16 protein-coding genes and 1 riboswitch are annotated in these 13,446 nt (G+C 71.7%); of the genes, 8 read left to right on the forward strand and 8 right to left on the reverse strand.

All coding sequences use genetic code 11. From position 1 onward, the window contains the following. Nucleotides 1–84: 84 nt before the first annotated feature. The 5 genes from ACFYZB_RS13050 to ACFYZB_RS13070 all read right to left on the reverse strand — a co-directional run bounded on the left by ACFYZB_RS13050 (nucleotide 85) and on the right by ACFYZB_RS13070 (nucleotide 3,664). Nucleotides 85–759: an urease accessory protein UreF gene (locus ACFYZB_RS13050; protein WP_388757837.1), complete on the reverse strand. Its 675-nt coding sequence runs from the start codon at nucleotides 757–759 to the stop codon at nucleotides 85–87. A gap of 10 nt (nucleotides 760–769) precedes the next feature. Further along, nucleotides 770–2,491 (reverse strand): urease subunit alpha, encoded by a 1,722-nt coding sequence (locus ACFYZB_RS13055; protein ID WP_351204912.1) that lies wholly within the window; start codon nucleotides 2,489–2,491, stop codon nucleotides 770–772. Beyond that, complete coding sequence (locus ACFYZB_RS13060) at nucleotides 2,484–2,795, reverse strand: urease subunit beta (protein ID WP_388757840.1); 312 nt, start codon at nucleotides 2,793–2,795, stop codon at nucleotides 2,484–2,486. Before ACFYZB_RS13060 ends, ACFYZB_RS13055 begins: the two co-directional genes overlap by 8 nt. 11 nt (nucleotides 2,796–2,806) lie before the next feature. Then, on the reverse strand, nucleotides 2,807–3,109 hold the full coding sequence (locus tag ACFYZB_RS13065; protein WP_351204914.1) for an urease subunit gamma: 303 nt from the start codon (nucleotides 3,107–3,109) through the stop codon (nucleotides 2,807–2,809). Nucleotides 3,110–3,358: 249 nt separating this feature from the next. Further along, nucleotides 3,359–3,664: a type II toxin-antitoxin system Phd/YefM family antitoxin gene (locus tag ACFYZB_RS13070; protein ID WP_388757843.1), complete on the reverse strand. Its 306-nt coding sequence runs from the start codon at nucleotides 3,662–3,664 to the stop codon at nucleotides 3,359–3,361. An 86-nt stretch (nucleotides 3,665–3,750) separates the two neighbouring features. Here ACFYZB_RS13070 and ACFYZB_RS13075 point away from each other — a divergent pair, with 86 nt between their 5' ends. The 3 genes from ACFYZB_RS13075 to ACFYZB_RS13085 all read left to right on the forward strand — a co-directional run bounded on the left by ACFYZB_RS13075 (nucleotide 3,751) and on the right by ACFYZB_RS13085 (nucleotide 5,748). Beyond that, on the forward strand, nucleotides 3,751–4,386 hold the full coding sequence (locus ACFYZB_RS13075) for an ATP-dependent Clp protease proteolytic subunit (protein ID WP_388757845.1): 636 nt from the start codon (nucleotides 3,751–3,753) through the stop codon (nucleotides 4,384–4,386). Nucleotides 4,387–4,393: 7 nt separating this feature from the next. After that, nucleotides 4,394–4,699, forward strand: a complete 306-nt coding sequence (locus ACFYZB_RS13080) for a hypothetical protein (protein ID WP_388757847.1) — start codon at nucleotides 4,394–4,396, stop codon at nucleotides 4,697–4,699. A 350-nt stretch (nucleotides 4,700–5,049) separates the two neighbouring features. Beyond that, nucleotides 5,050–5,271, forward strand: a riboswitch (cyclic di-AMP (ydaO/yuaA leader). Between the two features lie 3 nt (nucleotides 5,272–5,274). Continuing rightward, on the forward strand, nucleotides 5,275–5,748 hold the full coding sequence (locus tag ACFYZB_RS13085) for a C40 family peptidase (RefSeq protein WP_388757849.1): 474 nt from the start codon (nucleotides 5,275–5,277) through the stop codon (nucleotides 5,746–5,748). A gap of 7 nt (nucleotides 5,749–5,755) precedes the next feature. On the opposite strand, the gene ACFYZB_RS13090 is transcribed toward ACFYZB_RS13085, so the two are convergent. Then, entirely contained in the window at nucleotides 5,756–6,373 is a 618-nt protein-coding gene (locus ACFYZB_RS13090) for a LysE family translocator (RefSeq protein WP_388757851.1), read from the reverse strand. 83 nt (nucleotides 6,374–6,456) lie between these two features. On the opposite strand from ACFYZB_RS13090, the gene ACFYZB_RS13095 reads away from it, so the two are divergent. Continuing rightward, the gene (locus ACFYZB_RS13095; RefSeq protein WP_388757854.1) at nucleotides 6,457–7,380 is read left to right on the forward strand and encodes a LysR family transcriptional regulator; all 924 of its coding nucleotides are present in this window, start codon (nucleotides 6,457–6,459) and stop codon (nucleotides 7,378–7,380) included. Nucleotides 7,381–7,821: 441 nt separating this feature from the next. Here the strand turns inward: ACFYZB_RS13095 and ACFYZB_RS13100 are convergent, their stop codons facing one another. Continuing rightward, the gene (locus ACFYZB_RS13100) at nucleotides 7,822–8,280 is read right to left on the reverse strand and encodes an ATP-binding protein (protein WP_388757856.1); all 459 of its coding nucleotides are present in this window, start codon (nucleotides 8,278–8,280) and stop codon (nucleotides 7,822–7,824) included. A 214-nt stretch (nucleotides 8,281–8,494) separates the two neighbouring features. Between ACFYZB_RS13100 and ACFYZB_RS13105 the strand changes: the two genes are divergently transcribed. Both ACFYZB_RS13105 and ACFYZB_RS13110 read left to right on the forward strand, forming a co-directional pair. Beyond that, a complete protein-coding gene (locus ACFYZB_RS13105; RefSeq protein ID WP_388757858.1) occupies nucleotides 8,495–9,355 on the forward strand; it encodes a helix-turn-helix domain-containing protein in 861 nt (286 codons plus the stop codon). A gap of 9 nt (nucleotides 9,356–9,364) precedes the next feature. After that, the gene (locus ACFYZB_RS13110; protein ID WP_388757860.1) at nucleotides 9,365–9,586 is read left to right on the forward strand and encodes a DUF397 domain-containing protein; all 222 of its coding nucleotides are present in this window, start codon (nucleotides 9,365–9,367) and stop codon (nucleotides 9,584–9,586) included. A gap of 78 nt (nucleotides 9,587–9,664) precedes the next feature. Here ACFYZB_RS13110 and ACFYZB_RS13115 read toward each other — a convergent pair whose 3' ends face one another. Next, nucleotides 9,665–10,792 (reverse strand): 8-amino-7-oxononanoate synthase, encoded by a 1,128-nt coding sequence (locus tag ACFYZB_RS13115; RefSeq protein WP_388757862.1) that lies wholly within the window; start codon nucleotides 10,790–10,792, stop codon nucleotides 9,665–9,667. A gap of 147 nt (nucleotides 10,793–10,939) precedes the next feature. Between ACFYZB_RS13115 and bioB the strand changes: the two genes are divergently transcribed. Both bioB and ACFYZB_RS13125 read left to right on the forward strand, forming a co-directional pair. Then, entirely contained in the window at nucleotides 10,940–12,163 is a 1,224-nt protein-coding gene (bioB, locus tag ACFYZB_RS13120) for a biotin synthase BioB (protein ID WP_388757864.1), read from the forward strand. Further along, nucleotides 12,156–13,445, forward strand: a complete 1,290-nt coding sequence (locus tag ACFYZB_RS13125) for an adenosylmethionine--8-amino-7-oxononanoate transaminase (protein WP_388757866.1) — start codon at nucleotides 12,156–12,158, stop codon at nucleotides 13,443–13,445. Before bioB ends, ACFYZB_RS13125 begins: the two co-directional genes overlap by 8 nt. Nucleotide 13,446 lies beyond the last annotated feature (1 nt).

Below are 13,446 nucleotides of genomic sequence, written 5' to 3' on the forward strand. Positions count from 1 at the left end.
GGGAGGGCTTGGGACCTCGAACGGTCACCTTGAACCAGGTGATCCGGGCGGACGGGGGACGGGCGGACGGGCGGACGGGCAAGATCATGAAGCGAACAGTCGCACCGGCCATGCGGCGTGTTCCTCCGCCATGACCTCCAGCAGCGGTGCCGAACCGGCGGGCAGCGCGTCGCTGCCCTCGGCGGCCGCCTTCCGCGCCGCCTCGACGGCCCGGTCCGCGACGCGGTCCAGCTCCGGCGCGAGCCGGGCCAGTACGCCCGTCGCGTCGAACGGGTCCAGGCTCAGCAGTCGTACCGTGGCCGTGGCCGGTCCGCTGGCGCTCTCGTAGAGCGCGCAGTGGGCCGCGTCCTGCGGGGCGAGTCCGGCCGCCCGCGCGGCCATGCCGAGCACGACGGGCTGATGGGCACCCTTGGGGAACTCCCGTGCCAGCGCGTCGAGTTCGGCCGACGGCCAGCTCGCTCGGGCGGCCCGCAGCAGCTGCCGTCCCAGCCTCCGCGCAGCGGTCCGCAGGGCGGGCGACGGCGTGCGGGCGTCCGCCGCCGCGTCCAGCTCCCCGGGGTCCACGCCGAGTACGGCGGCGGCCGCCAGCGCGCCCGCGACCAGCCCGGCGGTGTGCAGCCGGCCCCGGCAGAAGTCCTCCAGGCTCGCGGCGGAGGTGATCCGGCCCGCCTTGACGGCGGCCTCCGCCCCGCCGGAGTGCGCGTGTCCTCCCGCGGGGAAGCGGCCGTCGGCCAGGACGAGAAGTGCTGTCCGTGACATCGCGACGCCCTCAGAAGAGGAAGTAGCGCTGGGCCATGGGCAGTTCGGCGGCCGGGGTGGCCTCGACCAGTTCGCCGTCGATGTGCACGGCGAAGCTGTCGGGGTCGATCCGGACGTCGGGCCGGGCGTCGTTCTCGCGCATGTCGGCCTTGGTCACCGCACGTGTGGAAGCGATCGCCGCGAACCGCTTGCCGAGGCCCAGCCGCTCCGGCAGCCCGTCCTCGATCGCCAACGGGGCCACGAAGTTGACCGAGTTGGCGGCCGGGGCCCGGCCGATCGCGCCGTACATCGGGCGGGGCAGGATCGGCTGCGGGGTGGGGATGGAGGCGTTGGCGTCGCCCATCTGCGCGTAGGCGATCTGCCCGCCCTTGAGCACGAGCTGCGGCTTGACCCCGAAGAACGCCGGCTCCCACAGCACGAGGTCGGCGAGCTTGCCGCTCTCCACGGAGCCGATCTCGGCGGCGAGGCCCTGGGCGAGCGCGGGGTTAATCGTGTATTTGGCGACATAGCGACGCACGCGGTGGTTGTCCGCGCGCCCGTCGCCGGGCAGCGCCCCGCGCCTGCGCTTCATCACATGGGCCGTCTGCCAGGTGCGCAGGATCACCTCGCCGACGCGGCCCATGGCCTGGGAGTCGGAGGAGATGATCGAGATGGCGCCGAGGTCGTGCAGGACGTCCTCCGCGCCGATGGTGGACGGCCGGATCCGGGACTCGGCGAACGCCAGGTCCTCGGGGACGGCGGCGTTGAGGTGGTGGCACACCATCAGCATGTCGAGGTGTTCCTCGGCGGTGTTGACGGTGTAGGGCCGGGTCGGGTTGGTGGAGCTGGGCAGCACGTTGGGCTGCGAGACCACGGTCATGATGTCCGGCGCGTGCCCGCCGCCGGCGCCCTCGGTGTGGTACGAGTGGATGCCCCGGCCCGCGATCGCGGCGAGGGTGTCGCCGACGAAGCCGGCCTCGTTGAGGGTGTCGGTGTGTATGGCGACCTGGATGCCGGTCCGGTCCGCCACGGTCAGCGCGGCGTCGATGACGGCCGGGGTCGAGCCCCAGTCCTCGTGCAGCTTCAGGCCGGCCGCGCCGCCGCGGATCTGGGAGAGCATCGCCTCGTGCGAGACGGTGTTGCCCTTGCCGAGGAAGCCGACGTTGACCGGGTAGGCCTCCATCGCCTCGAACATCCGGGCGAGGTGCCAGGGGCCGGGCGTGACGGTGGTGGCCTTGGAGCCCTCGGCGGGCCCGGTGCCGCCGCCGACGAGGGTGGTGATGCCGGAGGCCAGCGCCTCGTCTGCGATCTGGGGGCAGATGAAGTGGACGTGCGCGTCGATGGCGCCGGCGGTGAGGATCCGCCCGTTGCCCGCGATGATCTCGGTCTCGGGGCCGATGACCAGGTCGGGGTGGACGCCGTCCATGGTGTCCGGGTTGCCGGCCTTGCCGATCGCGGCGATCCGGCCGTCGCGGATGCCGATGTCGGCCTTGACGACGCCCCAGTGGTCGACGATCACCGCGCCGGTGATCACGGTGTCCGGGGTGCCCTCGGCCCGGGTGGCGCGGGCCTGGCCCATGGACTCGCGGATGACCTTGCCGCCGCCGAACACCGCCTCGTCGCCGGACGCGCCGGGTCCGCCGGAGCGGTCCTCCTCGATCTCGATCAGCAGGTCGGTGTCGGCGAGCCGGATGCGGTCACCGGTGGTCGGCCCGAACAGGTCGGCGTAGGCGCCGCGGGAGATCTCAGGCATCGAGGGCACCTCCGGTCTCCCCACGCAGCCCGGGCACGATCCGGGCGCCGGCGAGGGGTACGAGTTCGACGGCGACGGGGATGCCGGGCTCGAAGCGCACGGCAGTGCCGGCGGCGACGTTCAGCCGCTTGCCGCGGGCTGCGGCACGGTCGAACTCCAGGCCGGGGTTGGCCTCGGCGAAGTGGTAGTGGGAGCCGACCTGGACCGGTCGGTCGGCGGCGTTGAGGACGGTGAGACGGGTGACCTCGCGGCCCTCGTTGACGAGGACGGGGTCGTCCGCGAACAGGATCTCTCCGGGAATCATCACGGCCCCCGTCAGATGATCGGCTCGTGGACGGTGACGAGCTTGGTGCCGTCGGGGAAGGTGGCCTCGACCTGGACGTCGTGGATCATCTCGGGGACCCCGGCCATGACGTCGTCCCTGCTGAGGAGCTTGCGGCCGGAGGACATGAGGTCGGCGACCGTACGGCCGTCACGCGCGCCCTCGAGGATGTGCGACGTGATCAGGGCGACCGCTTCCGGGTGGTTGAGCTTGAGCCCGCGGGCCCTGCGCTTCTCGGCCACGTCGGCCGCCACATGGATCAGCAGCCTCTCTTGCTCGTGCGGGGTCAGTTGCACGTCCCACCTCAGTCCTTGCTCCGGACCGTGCGGGGTCCGGTTGCCGCAGCCATCGCAACGGGGATAGGTGTAGCACGCAGACAAATCCCCGGATCGTCGTCAATCCGGGCAGAAAAACCCCTGATGGCGTGGATCGGCAGGCTAGAACGCCGGAGTTTCAGCGACGTTAACCAGACCTTGATCCACCGATGACCGGGCGATGGAAGCCCCCATACCCCGATATCCGCGCGGGCCGGGCACCCGCGCGGATCAGGACACGCCGGGACCGCGATGCTCGGCGGCCATGCCGGGGCCGCGATGCTCGGCGGCGATCCCGAACCGCTGCTGTTCGCGCGGGGCGGAACCGACCTCACGGACACCCGAGACCGAGCTGATGACCTGTTCCTCGGCCGGTTCCCCGAGCGCGTCCAGCCGCTCCAGATCGGCGGCCGATACCAGCGCGACCAACGGCTTGCCGTGCCGCGTCACGACGACGCGCTCACCGCCGTACACCACGCGGTTGATCAGGTCGGCGAGCTCAGCCCTGGCTTGCGTCACCGGAATCTCGTAGGCCATACACCCATCGTACGTCAGGTACGTCCTGTACATTTTTTACAGAACCCGAGCCGACCGGAGGCCGTGCAATGAGGAGGGGTATGCCCATGTCCCGAGCGTTCGCCCGATATGTCCTGCCCGAATTCACCGAGCGCACCAGCGGCGGCGTCCGCACGCTCGATCCCTACGGCAAGCTGTTCGAGGACCGGATCGTCTTCCTCGGGACCGCGCTGGACGACGCGGCCGCGAACGACGTGATGGCGCAGTTGATGTACCTCGAACACGCGGCCCCGGAGCGGGACATCACGCTGTACATCAACTCCCCCGGCGGTACGTTCAGTGCGCTGACGGCGGTCTACGACACGATGCGCTACGTCAGCTGCGACGTGGCGACCTACTGCCTGGGACAGGTGGTCTCCCATGCCGCGCTGCTGCTCGCGGCCGGCACACCGGGCAAGCGGTTCACCCTGCCCGGCGCACGCATGGTGATCGAACAGCCGCAACTCCCCGAACCCTTGCAGGGCCAGTTCAGCGACCTGATCATCCAGGCCGAGGAGTTGGCCCGGATCCGCGCGCTGACGGAGGAGATGCTGGTACGGCACACCGGGCGCACACCCGAGCAGGTACACCGTGACCTGGAGCGGGACTTGGTCCTGGACGCCCGCGCGGCGGTGGCCTACGGCCTGGTGGACGCCGTTGTGCCCGGCCGGCGGAGCACCCCCGGCGCACCGGACGCGAGGTGAGCCGCCGATGCTGCCGGACCTGCCGCCGCTGCCCGCACTGACCCGAGCCGAGGGCGACCTGATCGACCGTTACCTGGAGGCCGCCGACCTGCTGGGCCGCATCAATCCCGCGCACGGCGGGGACACCTATCGCGGGCTGCGCGCAGCCCAGGCCCTGGTGCGCAAGTCCGCAGAGCTGCGTGACGCCCTCGCGTCGATGCACCAGCGGGGCGAGACGGAGCTGTACGGGGACACACTGGCACGGGCGTTGAGGGTGCTGGACGGGGAACGCCGGACCGCGCGCGTCGCGCTCCCGACCGATGGCGGCGGCTGATCCGGACGCCGGGCCGGGCCGAATCTGACGACTTGTCGACATCGGCCGTCCGGACCGGACTTGAAACGGGCCGAACGATGTACCGCCGACCGGTGTATATCCCGATCGTTTTCCGCGCCTCCCGACTTGCGCTCCACACCGGTCCACCGTTCGCGGAAAAGCGCTCCGCCCCAGGTCCGGGGCTACGTCCCGGACCTGACGGGACCTCGAACACCGCACTGTCCACCCGAACGGGCGAGTGGTGAGTAACGCCACAAATCCGCGGATGCGTTGGGATTTTCGGACTGGTGTGGGTGAAGATCCCGTCCGACGACAAGCCCCCGCCACCGCGGCGGGGCGGTCCGGGCGGACGCCGAGTCCTGCCGCCACCCGGACGACCGGTCGACAGGAGTGGATCGGCAGGAGTGGAGGACCCAGGCAAGACGGGTCGCCGGAACGGATGTTCGTCTGTTCGTCGCAGACGGCCTGAGGTTCCGAGCAGCCCTTGGGGTGAAGCCGCGGCAACGCGGCCGGGCAACTTCGCCAGCCCGAATCCGACAGGTCATCCTTCACAGGCGGCTGACGAAGGGTTGCGCATGACTGCGCTCAATCGTGTCCCGTCGCTCATGGCCCGGGCCGGTACGGCCTCGGCCCTCACCCTCGCCGCCGTCGGCGGCTCGATCGCGGTCCCCGGGCTCGCCACCGAGGCCTCGGCCGCGACCCTCGCGGCAAAAGCACTGCAGGTCGCGGCCTCCGAGGAGGGGGCGCCGTACCGGTACGGCGCCACCGGGCCGCGCAGTTTCGACTGCTCGGGGCTGACGCTCTACTCGTACAAGAAGGCGGGCAAGACCCTGCCGCGTACCGCCGCCCAGCAGTACAACAAGACGCACCACATCTCCTCCGGCCAGCGCAAGGCCGGTGACCTGGTGTTCTTCCACTCGGGCTCCTACGTCTACCACGTCGGCATCTACGCCGGCCACGGGAAGATCTGGCACGCGCCGAGGACCGGGGACGTGGTGCGGCTCCAGAAGCTCTGGACCAACAACGTCTGGTACGGCAGGGTCAGCTGAGCCACCCTCAGGGCAGGAGCGGCTCCAGCAGCAGGGCCGCTCCCAGCACCGTCAGTGCCACCCCGGTGCCCGCCTGGAGTCCACGGGCGGCCCGGGGCCGGCGCAGCCATCTGCCCAGGCGGTCGACCAGCAGCGCGACCACCTGGAACCACAGCAGCGCCAGCGCGAACACGATGAGCGCGAGCAGCAGGGTCCGGGGCAGTGCGGGGCTCCCGGCGGGCACGAACTGCGGCAGCAGGCTGAGGAAGGTCAGCGACGCCTTCGGATTGAGGACGTTGGTGACGAAGCCCTGCCGGAGTGGATACGCAGGCCGGGCCGTCGTCTCCTCGGGCGCCTGGACGGCGCCCCGCAGCGACCGCAGCGTGCGCACCCCGAGCTGCAGCACATAGGCGCCGCCCAGCAACTGCAGCGCCCGGAACAGCGCGGGTACGGCCACCAGCACGGCCGCGACACCGGCCACCGCCAAGGTGGCGTGCACCAGGAGTCCACCCGCGATGCCGAGTCCGCAGACCGCGCCGGCCCGGCGCGACACCAGCGCGTTGCGTACGACCACGGTGAAGTCCGCGCCCGGCATGGCGACCAGTCCGGCGGCGATGCCGGTGAAGGCGATGAGCTGTCCGTCCATGCGCCCAGCCTGCCCCGGCTGGGCCTTCAGCAGGTATTTCCAGTCCTCTGGGTGAGCCTGAAGCAATGCTTTAGGCTCGTCCCATGTACGACCCCACTCGGCTGGCCGCGCTGGTGGCCGTCGCGGAGGCCGGCTCCATCACCCGGGCCGCCGACCGGCTCGGCTACACACCGCCCGCCCTCTCCCAGCAGTTGGCCAAGCTGGAGCGGGAGGCCGGCGCCGCGCTGCTGGTACGGCACCATCGCGGGGCCCGGCTCACCGAGGCGGGCGAGGTGCTGGTGGCACGGGCCCGGCGGGTCCTGGACGAGCTGGATCAGGCCCGGCACGAGCTGGCCCGGCTGACCGGTCTCACCGGCGGCGCCCTGCGGCTCGGCACCTTCCCGACGGCCGGGGTGCATCTGCTGCCGCCGGCGCTGAGCGCGTTCCGCCGGGCGCATCCGGACGTGACGCTGTCGGTCGCGGACTACGACCCGCCGACGGGGGTCACGGCCGTGGCGTCCGGCGAGGTGGACCTGGCACTGACGCACACCTACCACCCGGCCGAGCCCTCCCCCGTCCCGTCGTCGGTGTGTCTGGAGCCGGTGCTGGTGGAGGAACTGGTGCTCGTGACCGCGCCGGGCCACGCCCTGAGCAGCACCTCCTCCCGGCTGCCCCTGGCCGATCTGGCCGGCCAGCCGCTGATCAGCATGGCACCGCAGCATCCCGCCCGCCGGGACATCGAGGCCCTGCTGTCCGACGCGGGCGCCACACCGGCCCTGCTGGTCCCGACCCCCGGATACGCCGTGGTCTGCGCGCTCGTCAGCGCCGGGCTCGGCGTGGCCGTCGTCCCCGAGATGGTGGCCCGCACGGCGGCCACACCGGTGGGCGTACGCCCCCTGGAGGCGGGCCGGCTGCGCCGCACCATCTCGGTGGCCTACCGCCCGGACGAATCCACACCGGCCGCGGACGCCTTCCGCGCCCTGCTCCGAGGCGCCTTCGGCCGAGCGGGCCGCGCGCCGGGAACGTGAGCCACCCGAGCGCACGCAGTGCGTGGCGCACTGGGGGCTACCCGCGAGGGGCATGCGTCCGGCGCCTGAAGCCCCGTCACGGCACCTCGGACCGGCCCTGCCCGCTGTTGCCCCGGCGAAGGAAACCGCAGACGGCACCCACGCCTCCCGAGCGCCGCACGAGAGCTCTCCCGGTCCGGACCCGGCGATCAGCGGGAGTTCGAGGCGCCGGTACGCCACCTCGGCCAGGGCGTCCTCGTCCAGCGCCGAAGGGGGGAGCCGCGCCGCCACCCGGCCCACCGTCCCGCACCCTGCGTCCCGGCCCCCTGGCCGCCTCTGGACTCGCCGTCACCAACAGCCCTCTCCCTGCCCCTCCCCCCACCCCACTCTCGGCCCCGCCACCGACCTCCCCGACCCGGCACGCGGTGAGAGCACCAGCACCACGCGCCTCCGCCCGGAGGGCTACGGCTCCTGTGGCCCGACCGCAGGCACCGGCTCGGCCGGGATGATCCACGGGAGTTCGATGGAGACCGTCTTGCCGCCCTCGCGGGTGGGGCGGACGCGGAGTTTGCCGCCGCACTCCGCGGTGAGCCAGCGGATGATGACCATGCCGCGGCCGTTGTCCTGCTGGACGGCGGCGGGCAGTCTCTTCGGGAAGCGCGGATGACTGTCCGTGACGCCGATGCGGAGGTGTTCGTCGCGGTCCAGGGCGATGTCAACCGTGAAGGTGGGTGACTGACCGAAGGTATGCTGTACGGCGTTCGTGGCGAGTTCGGAGACGATGAGCCGCACGGTGTCGGCCGTCTCGGTGTCCGACGGCAGGCCCCACTCCGCGAGCGTACCCACGACATACGTGCGGGCGGCGGAGACCGAGGCGGGATCGCTCGGCAGAGTGACGGATGCTTCCAAATGGTCTGCCATGGCGACGTCGTCCCTTTCCCACGGGACCGCAGTCCGACACGGAGCCGGATGGTTCGAGTACGGTCCCGGACTGGTGCTTGCTCGTCAGCCTGCCATCACGGGACCGGTCACGGGGAGCGATCCACCAAGATATGCATATATCTGTCGCCCGAAGCGGTGAACTCTACGACGGGAGACCGTATTTGGGCGGCCCGGAAGGAGTAAGGAGGAGCCCATGCAGAACGGGCCGGCAGTACGCCGCCGCAAACTGGGCGCCGAACTGCGCACGCTGCGTATCGGCTCTGGGCTCACGAGCGGTGAGGCGGCCCGACTGGTCGGCTGGCATCAGTCGAAGGTCAGCCGTATCGAGACCGGCGCCAGTGGTGTGAAACCAGCCGATGTGCGGTTACTTCTCGACGCCTACGAGGTGCGGGACGGGCACCTGCGCGCGTTGCTGCTGATGCTGGCGGGCTCCGAGGACACGGGCGACCGGGACCGCTGGTGGCACGCCTACCGCGGGGTGCTGCCACCCACGTACCGGGACTTCATCAGCCTGGAGTCACAGGCCAGCACGATGCGCACCCTGGAGACCACGGTCGTACCCGGCCTGCTGCAGACGCCCGAGTACGCCCGCGCGGTGACCCGGGCGGCCGTGAAGGACCTGGACGAGGAAGGCCTGGACGCGCTGGTGGAGGTGCGCCTGGCCAGGCAGGACGTGCTCCGCGCCGACCGGCCGCTGGAGCTGAGCGCGGTGCTGGACGAGGCGGTGCTGCGGCGCGAGGTCGGCGGCCCCGAGGTGATGGCCCGGCAGCTGGAACGGCTGATGGAGGCGGCCCGGCTGCCCCAAGTCCGGCTCCAGGTACTGCCGTTCGGCGCCGGAGCGCATGTCGGCCTCACCGGGCCTTTCGTTATCTTGTCATTTCCGAGCACTTCTGATCTGGACGTGGTTGTTCTCGACCAGTTGACGAGTAGCCTCTACCTGGAGCGGAAAGAAGACCTCATGGCCTACGCGGAGGCCTTCGACACCCTCAGGATGCACGCCCTTTCACCCGAGGACACCTTGGACTACATCGCCGGGATAGGTGACGGCGCGTAAGGAGGCACCATGTCAGCACTGCCTCGGAACGTCCCTGCCAGTACCGACCTGCACGACGTGCGCTGGCTGCGCAGCAGCTACAGCACGGGAGCCAACAACTGCGTGGAGACGGCCCGGCCGCGCTCCGGCCCCGGGGCCGGACTGCTCGCCGTGCGCGACTCCAAGAACCCGGCCGGACCCGCGCTGCTCTTCTCCGCCGGGATCTGGGCCGGTTTCCTCAGCACCCTCTGATCAGAAGCGATCCCAACCGATCATCCCAACCGATCACCGTATCCACCCAAGGTTGAAGCACGGCCGTGTCACGCCGACTCATGGTCGCGTTTCGCCGATCACCCGTACAGCGCGTTGGATCTCGGCCCCGGACAGGTCCGCGCGGGCGGTCAGCCGCAGCCGTGAGATGCCGTCGGGCACGGAAGGAGGACGGAAACAGCCCACGGCCAGCCCCGCGGTACGGCAGTCGGCCGCCCAGCGCACCGCCTGCTCCGGGGACGGAGCCCGCACGGAGACCACCGCGGCGTCCGGACGCACCGCTTCCAGACCCGCGGCGGTCAGCCGTGCGTGCAGTTCCGCGGCCACCTCGCGGGCGCGCGCCGCGCGCTCCGGCTCGCGGACGAGCAGCCGCAGCGCCGCGAGCGCGGCGCCGGCCGCCGCCGGGGCCAGGCCGGTGTCGAAGATGAAGGTCCGGGCCGCGTTGACCAGGTGGTCGATCACCCGCGCCGGGCCGAGCACGACCCCGCCCTGACTGCCCAGCGACTTGGACAGGGTGGCCGTGGCCACGACGTCCGGGGCACCGGCGAGCCCCGCCGCGTACGGCGCACCCCGCCCGCCGTCCCCCAGCACCCCGAGCCCGTGGGCGTCGTCCACGACCAGTCCCGCGCCCTGTGCCCGGCACGCCTCGGCCAGCTCGGCCAGCGGTGCCCGGTCGCCGTCCACCGAGAACACGGTGTCCGACACGACGATCGCCGGCCCCTGGTGCGTGGCCAGGGCCTTGCGCACCGCCTCCGGATCACCGTGCCCGACGACCTGCCGCTCACCCCGCGCCAGCCGGCAGCCGTCGATGAGGGATGCGTGGTTGCCCGCGTCGGAGACGATCAGCGAGCCGTGCGGGCCGAGCGCGGTCACCGCGGCCAGATTGGCGGCGTACCCGGAGGAGAAGACCAGCGCCGCCTCGAACCCGCAGAAGGCGGCCAGCTCGCGCTCCAGCTCGGTGTGCAGCTCGGTGGTGCCGGTGACGAGCCGTGAGCCGGTGGACCCGCCGCCCCAGGTCCGGGCGGCCCGGGCGGCCCCCTCGGTGACCTCGGGGTGGTGGGCGAGGCCCAGGTAGTCGTTGCTCGCCAGGTCCAGCAGGGCCGAGTCGGCGGGGCGGGGGCGCAGGGTGCGTACGAGTCCGGCGCGGCGGCGCGCCTCGGCCTGCTCGTCGATCCAGCCGAACGCCATGGGTCCTCCGGGGCTTTTGTAGGTAGCGGACAGACACTAGCGGCACGATCAGCCGCCCACGGTGTGGCAATACCCACACGGTGAACCGTCTCCGTTGTGCAAACTCTCCTTGGCCCGGGGCGGTCCCGTAAGACAGGATCGGACCTCATGGACCTGCTGAACACGCTGGTGGACAAGGGGCTTCGGCGCGAGCTGCCGACCCGCGAGGAAGCACTCGCCGTACTGGCCACCTCCGACGACGATCTGCTCGATGTGGTGGCCGCGGCCGGCAAGGTGCGCCGGCACTGGTTCGGCCGGCGCGTGAAACTGAATTACCTGGTCAACCTCAAGTCCGGCTTGTGCCCGGAGGACTGCTCCTACTGCTCCCAGCGGCTCGGCTCGAAGGCCGACATCCTGAAGTACACCTGGCTCAAGCCGGACGAGGCCTCCAAGGCGGCCGCCGCGGGCCTCGCGGGGGGCGCCAAGCGGGTCTGTCTGGTGGCCAGCGGCCGCGGTCCGACGGACCGGGACGTGGACCGGGTCTCGGACACCATCCGGACCATCAAGGAGCAGAACGAGCACGTCGAGGTGTGCGCCTGTCTCGGTCTCCTCTCCGACGGCCAGGCCGAGCGGCTGCGCGAGGCGGGTGCGGACGCCTACAACCACAACCTCAACACGTCCGAGGGGACGTACGCGGACATCACGACCACGCACACGTACGCCGACCGGGTGGACACGGTGCAGAAGGCGCACGCGGCCGGGCTGTCCGCCTGCTCCGGTCTGATCGCGGGCATGGGCGAGAGCGACGATGACCTGGTCGACGTGGTCTTCAGCCTGCGCGAACTGGACCCGGACTCGGTGCCGGTGAACTTCCTCATCCCGTTCGAGGGCACCCCGCTGGCCAAGGAGTGGAACCTCACCCCGCAGCGCTGTCTGCGGATCCTCGCGATGGTCCGGTTCGTCTGCCCGGACGTGGAGGTCCGTATCGCGGGCGGCCGTGAGGTCCATCTGCGCACGATGCAGCCGCTCGCGCTGCACCTGGCCAACTCCATCTTCCTCGGCGACTACCTGACCAGCGAGGGCCAGGCCGGCAAGGCCGACCTGGAGATGATCGCGGACGCCGGCTTCGAGGTGGAGGGCGCCGGCGAGGTGACGCTGCCGGAGCACCGGGTCGAGGCCGCGGGCGGCTGCGGGTCGGTCTGCGGCTCGCACGAGGGCTGCGGCTCGCACGAGGGCGCGGAGGCGCACGGTCACGACGGCGCGGACGTGTGCGGTCACGAGGGCGGGGGCGTGTGCGGTACGGCTGCCGCGCCGGCCGTGCAGGAGGCACGCACCGATCTCGTCGCCGTGCGCCGTCGGGGCGCCGGAACGGACCTCGCGCCCAATGCCTGAGCTGCCCGGCCTGACCGTGCCCGAGCTGCTGGAGCTGGACCGACGGCATGTGTGGCATCCGTACGGCCCGATGCCCGGACGTGCCGAACCGCTCGTCGTGGAGTCGGCGAGCGGGGTCCGGCTGCGGCTCGCGGACGGCTCGGGCGAGCTGGTGGACGGCATGTCCTCGTGGTGGTCGGCGATCCACGGCTACAACCACCCCGTCCTCAACGAGGCGGCGCACGGCCAGCTCGGGCGGATGAGCCATGTGATGTTCGGCGGGCTGACGCACGAGCCCGCCGTACGGCTCGCGAAGCATCTTGTCGACATGTCGCCAAGTGGCCTGGAGCACGTCTTCCTCGCCGACTCCGGTTCGGTGTCGGTCGAGGTCGCGGTGAAGATGTGCCTGCAGTACTGGCGCTCGCTCGGCCGGCCCGGCAAGCAGCGGCTGCTGACCTGGCGGGGCGGCTACCACGGCGACACCTGGAACCCGATGTCGGTGTGCGACCCCGAGGGCGGGATGCACGCCCTGTGGTCGGGGGTGCTGCCGCGCCAGGTTTTCGCGGACGCACCGCCGACGGAGTACGAGGAGTCGTACGCCGGCGCTCTGCGCGAACTGATCGGCCGCCACTCGGACGAGCTGGCCGCGGTGATCGTGGAGCCGGTCGTGCAGGGCGCGGGCGGCATGCGCTTCCACTCCCCCGCCTATCTGCAGGTGCTGCGCGAGGCCTGCGACGCACACGACGTGCTGCTGGTGTTCGACGAGATCGCCACCGGCTTCGGCCGTACCGGCGCGCTGTTCGCGGCGGAGCACGCGGGCGTCACCCCGGATGTGATGTGCGTGGGCAAGGCGCTGACCGGCGGCTATCTGACACTGGCGGCCACGCTGTGCACCGCGCGGGTCGCCGACGGCATCTCGCGGGGCGAGGTGCCGGTGCTCGCGCACGGACCGACGTTCATGGGCAACCCGCTGGCGGCGGCCGTGGCCTGCGCCTCCATCGAACTGCTGCTGGGCCAGGACTGGCAGTCGGAGGTCAAGCGGATCGAGGCGGGCCTGTGGGACGGCCTGTCACCGGCGCGCGAGCTGCCCGGTGTGCGGGACGTCCGCGTCCTCGGGGCGATCGGCGTCGTCCAGCTCGACCACGAGGTGGACATGGCCGCGGCCACGCGGGCGGCCGTACGCGAGGGCGTGTGGCTGCGGCCGTTCCGCGACCTGGTCTACACGATGCCGCCGTACATCACCTCGGACGAGGACCTGGCACGGATCGGGCGCGCGGTGTGCGCCGCGGCGCGGGAGGGATGAC

This window comes from Streptomyces sp. NPDC001852 (assembly GCF_042891825.1).
In the GTDB taxonomy this organism is placed as follows: domain Bacteria; phylum Actinomycetota; class Actinomycetes; order Streptomycetales; family Streptomycetaceae; genus Streptomyces.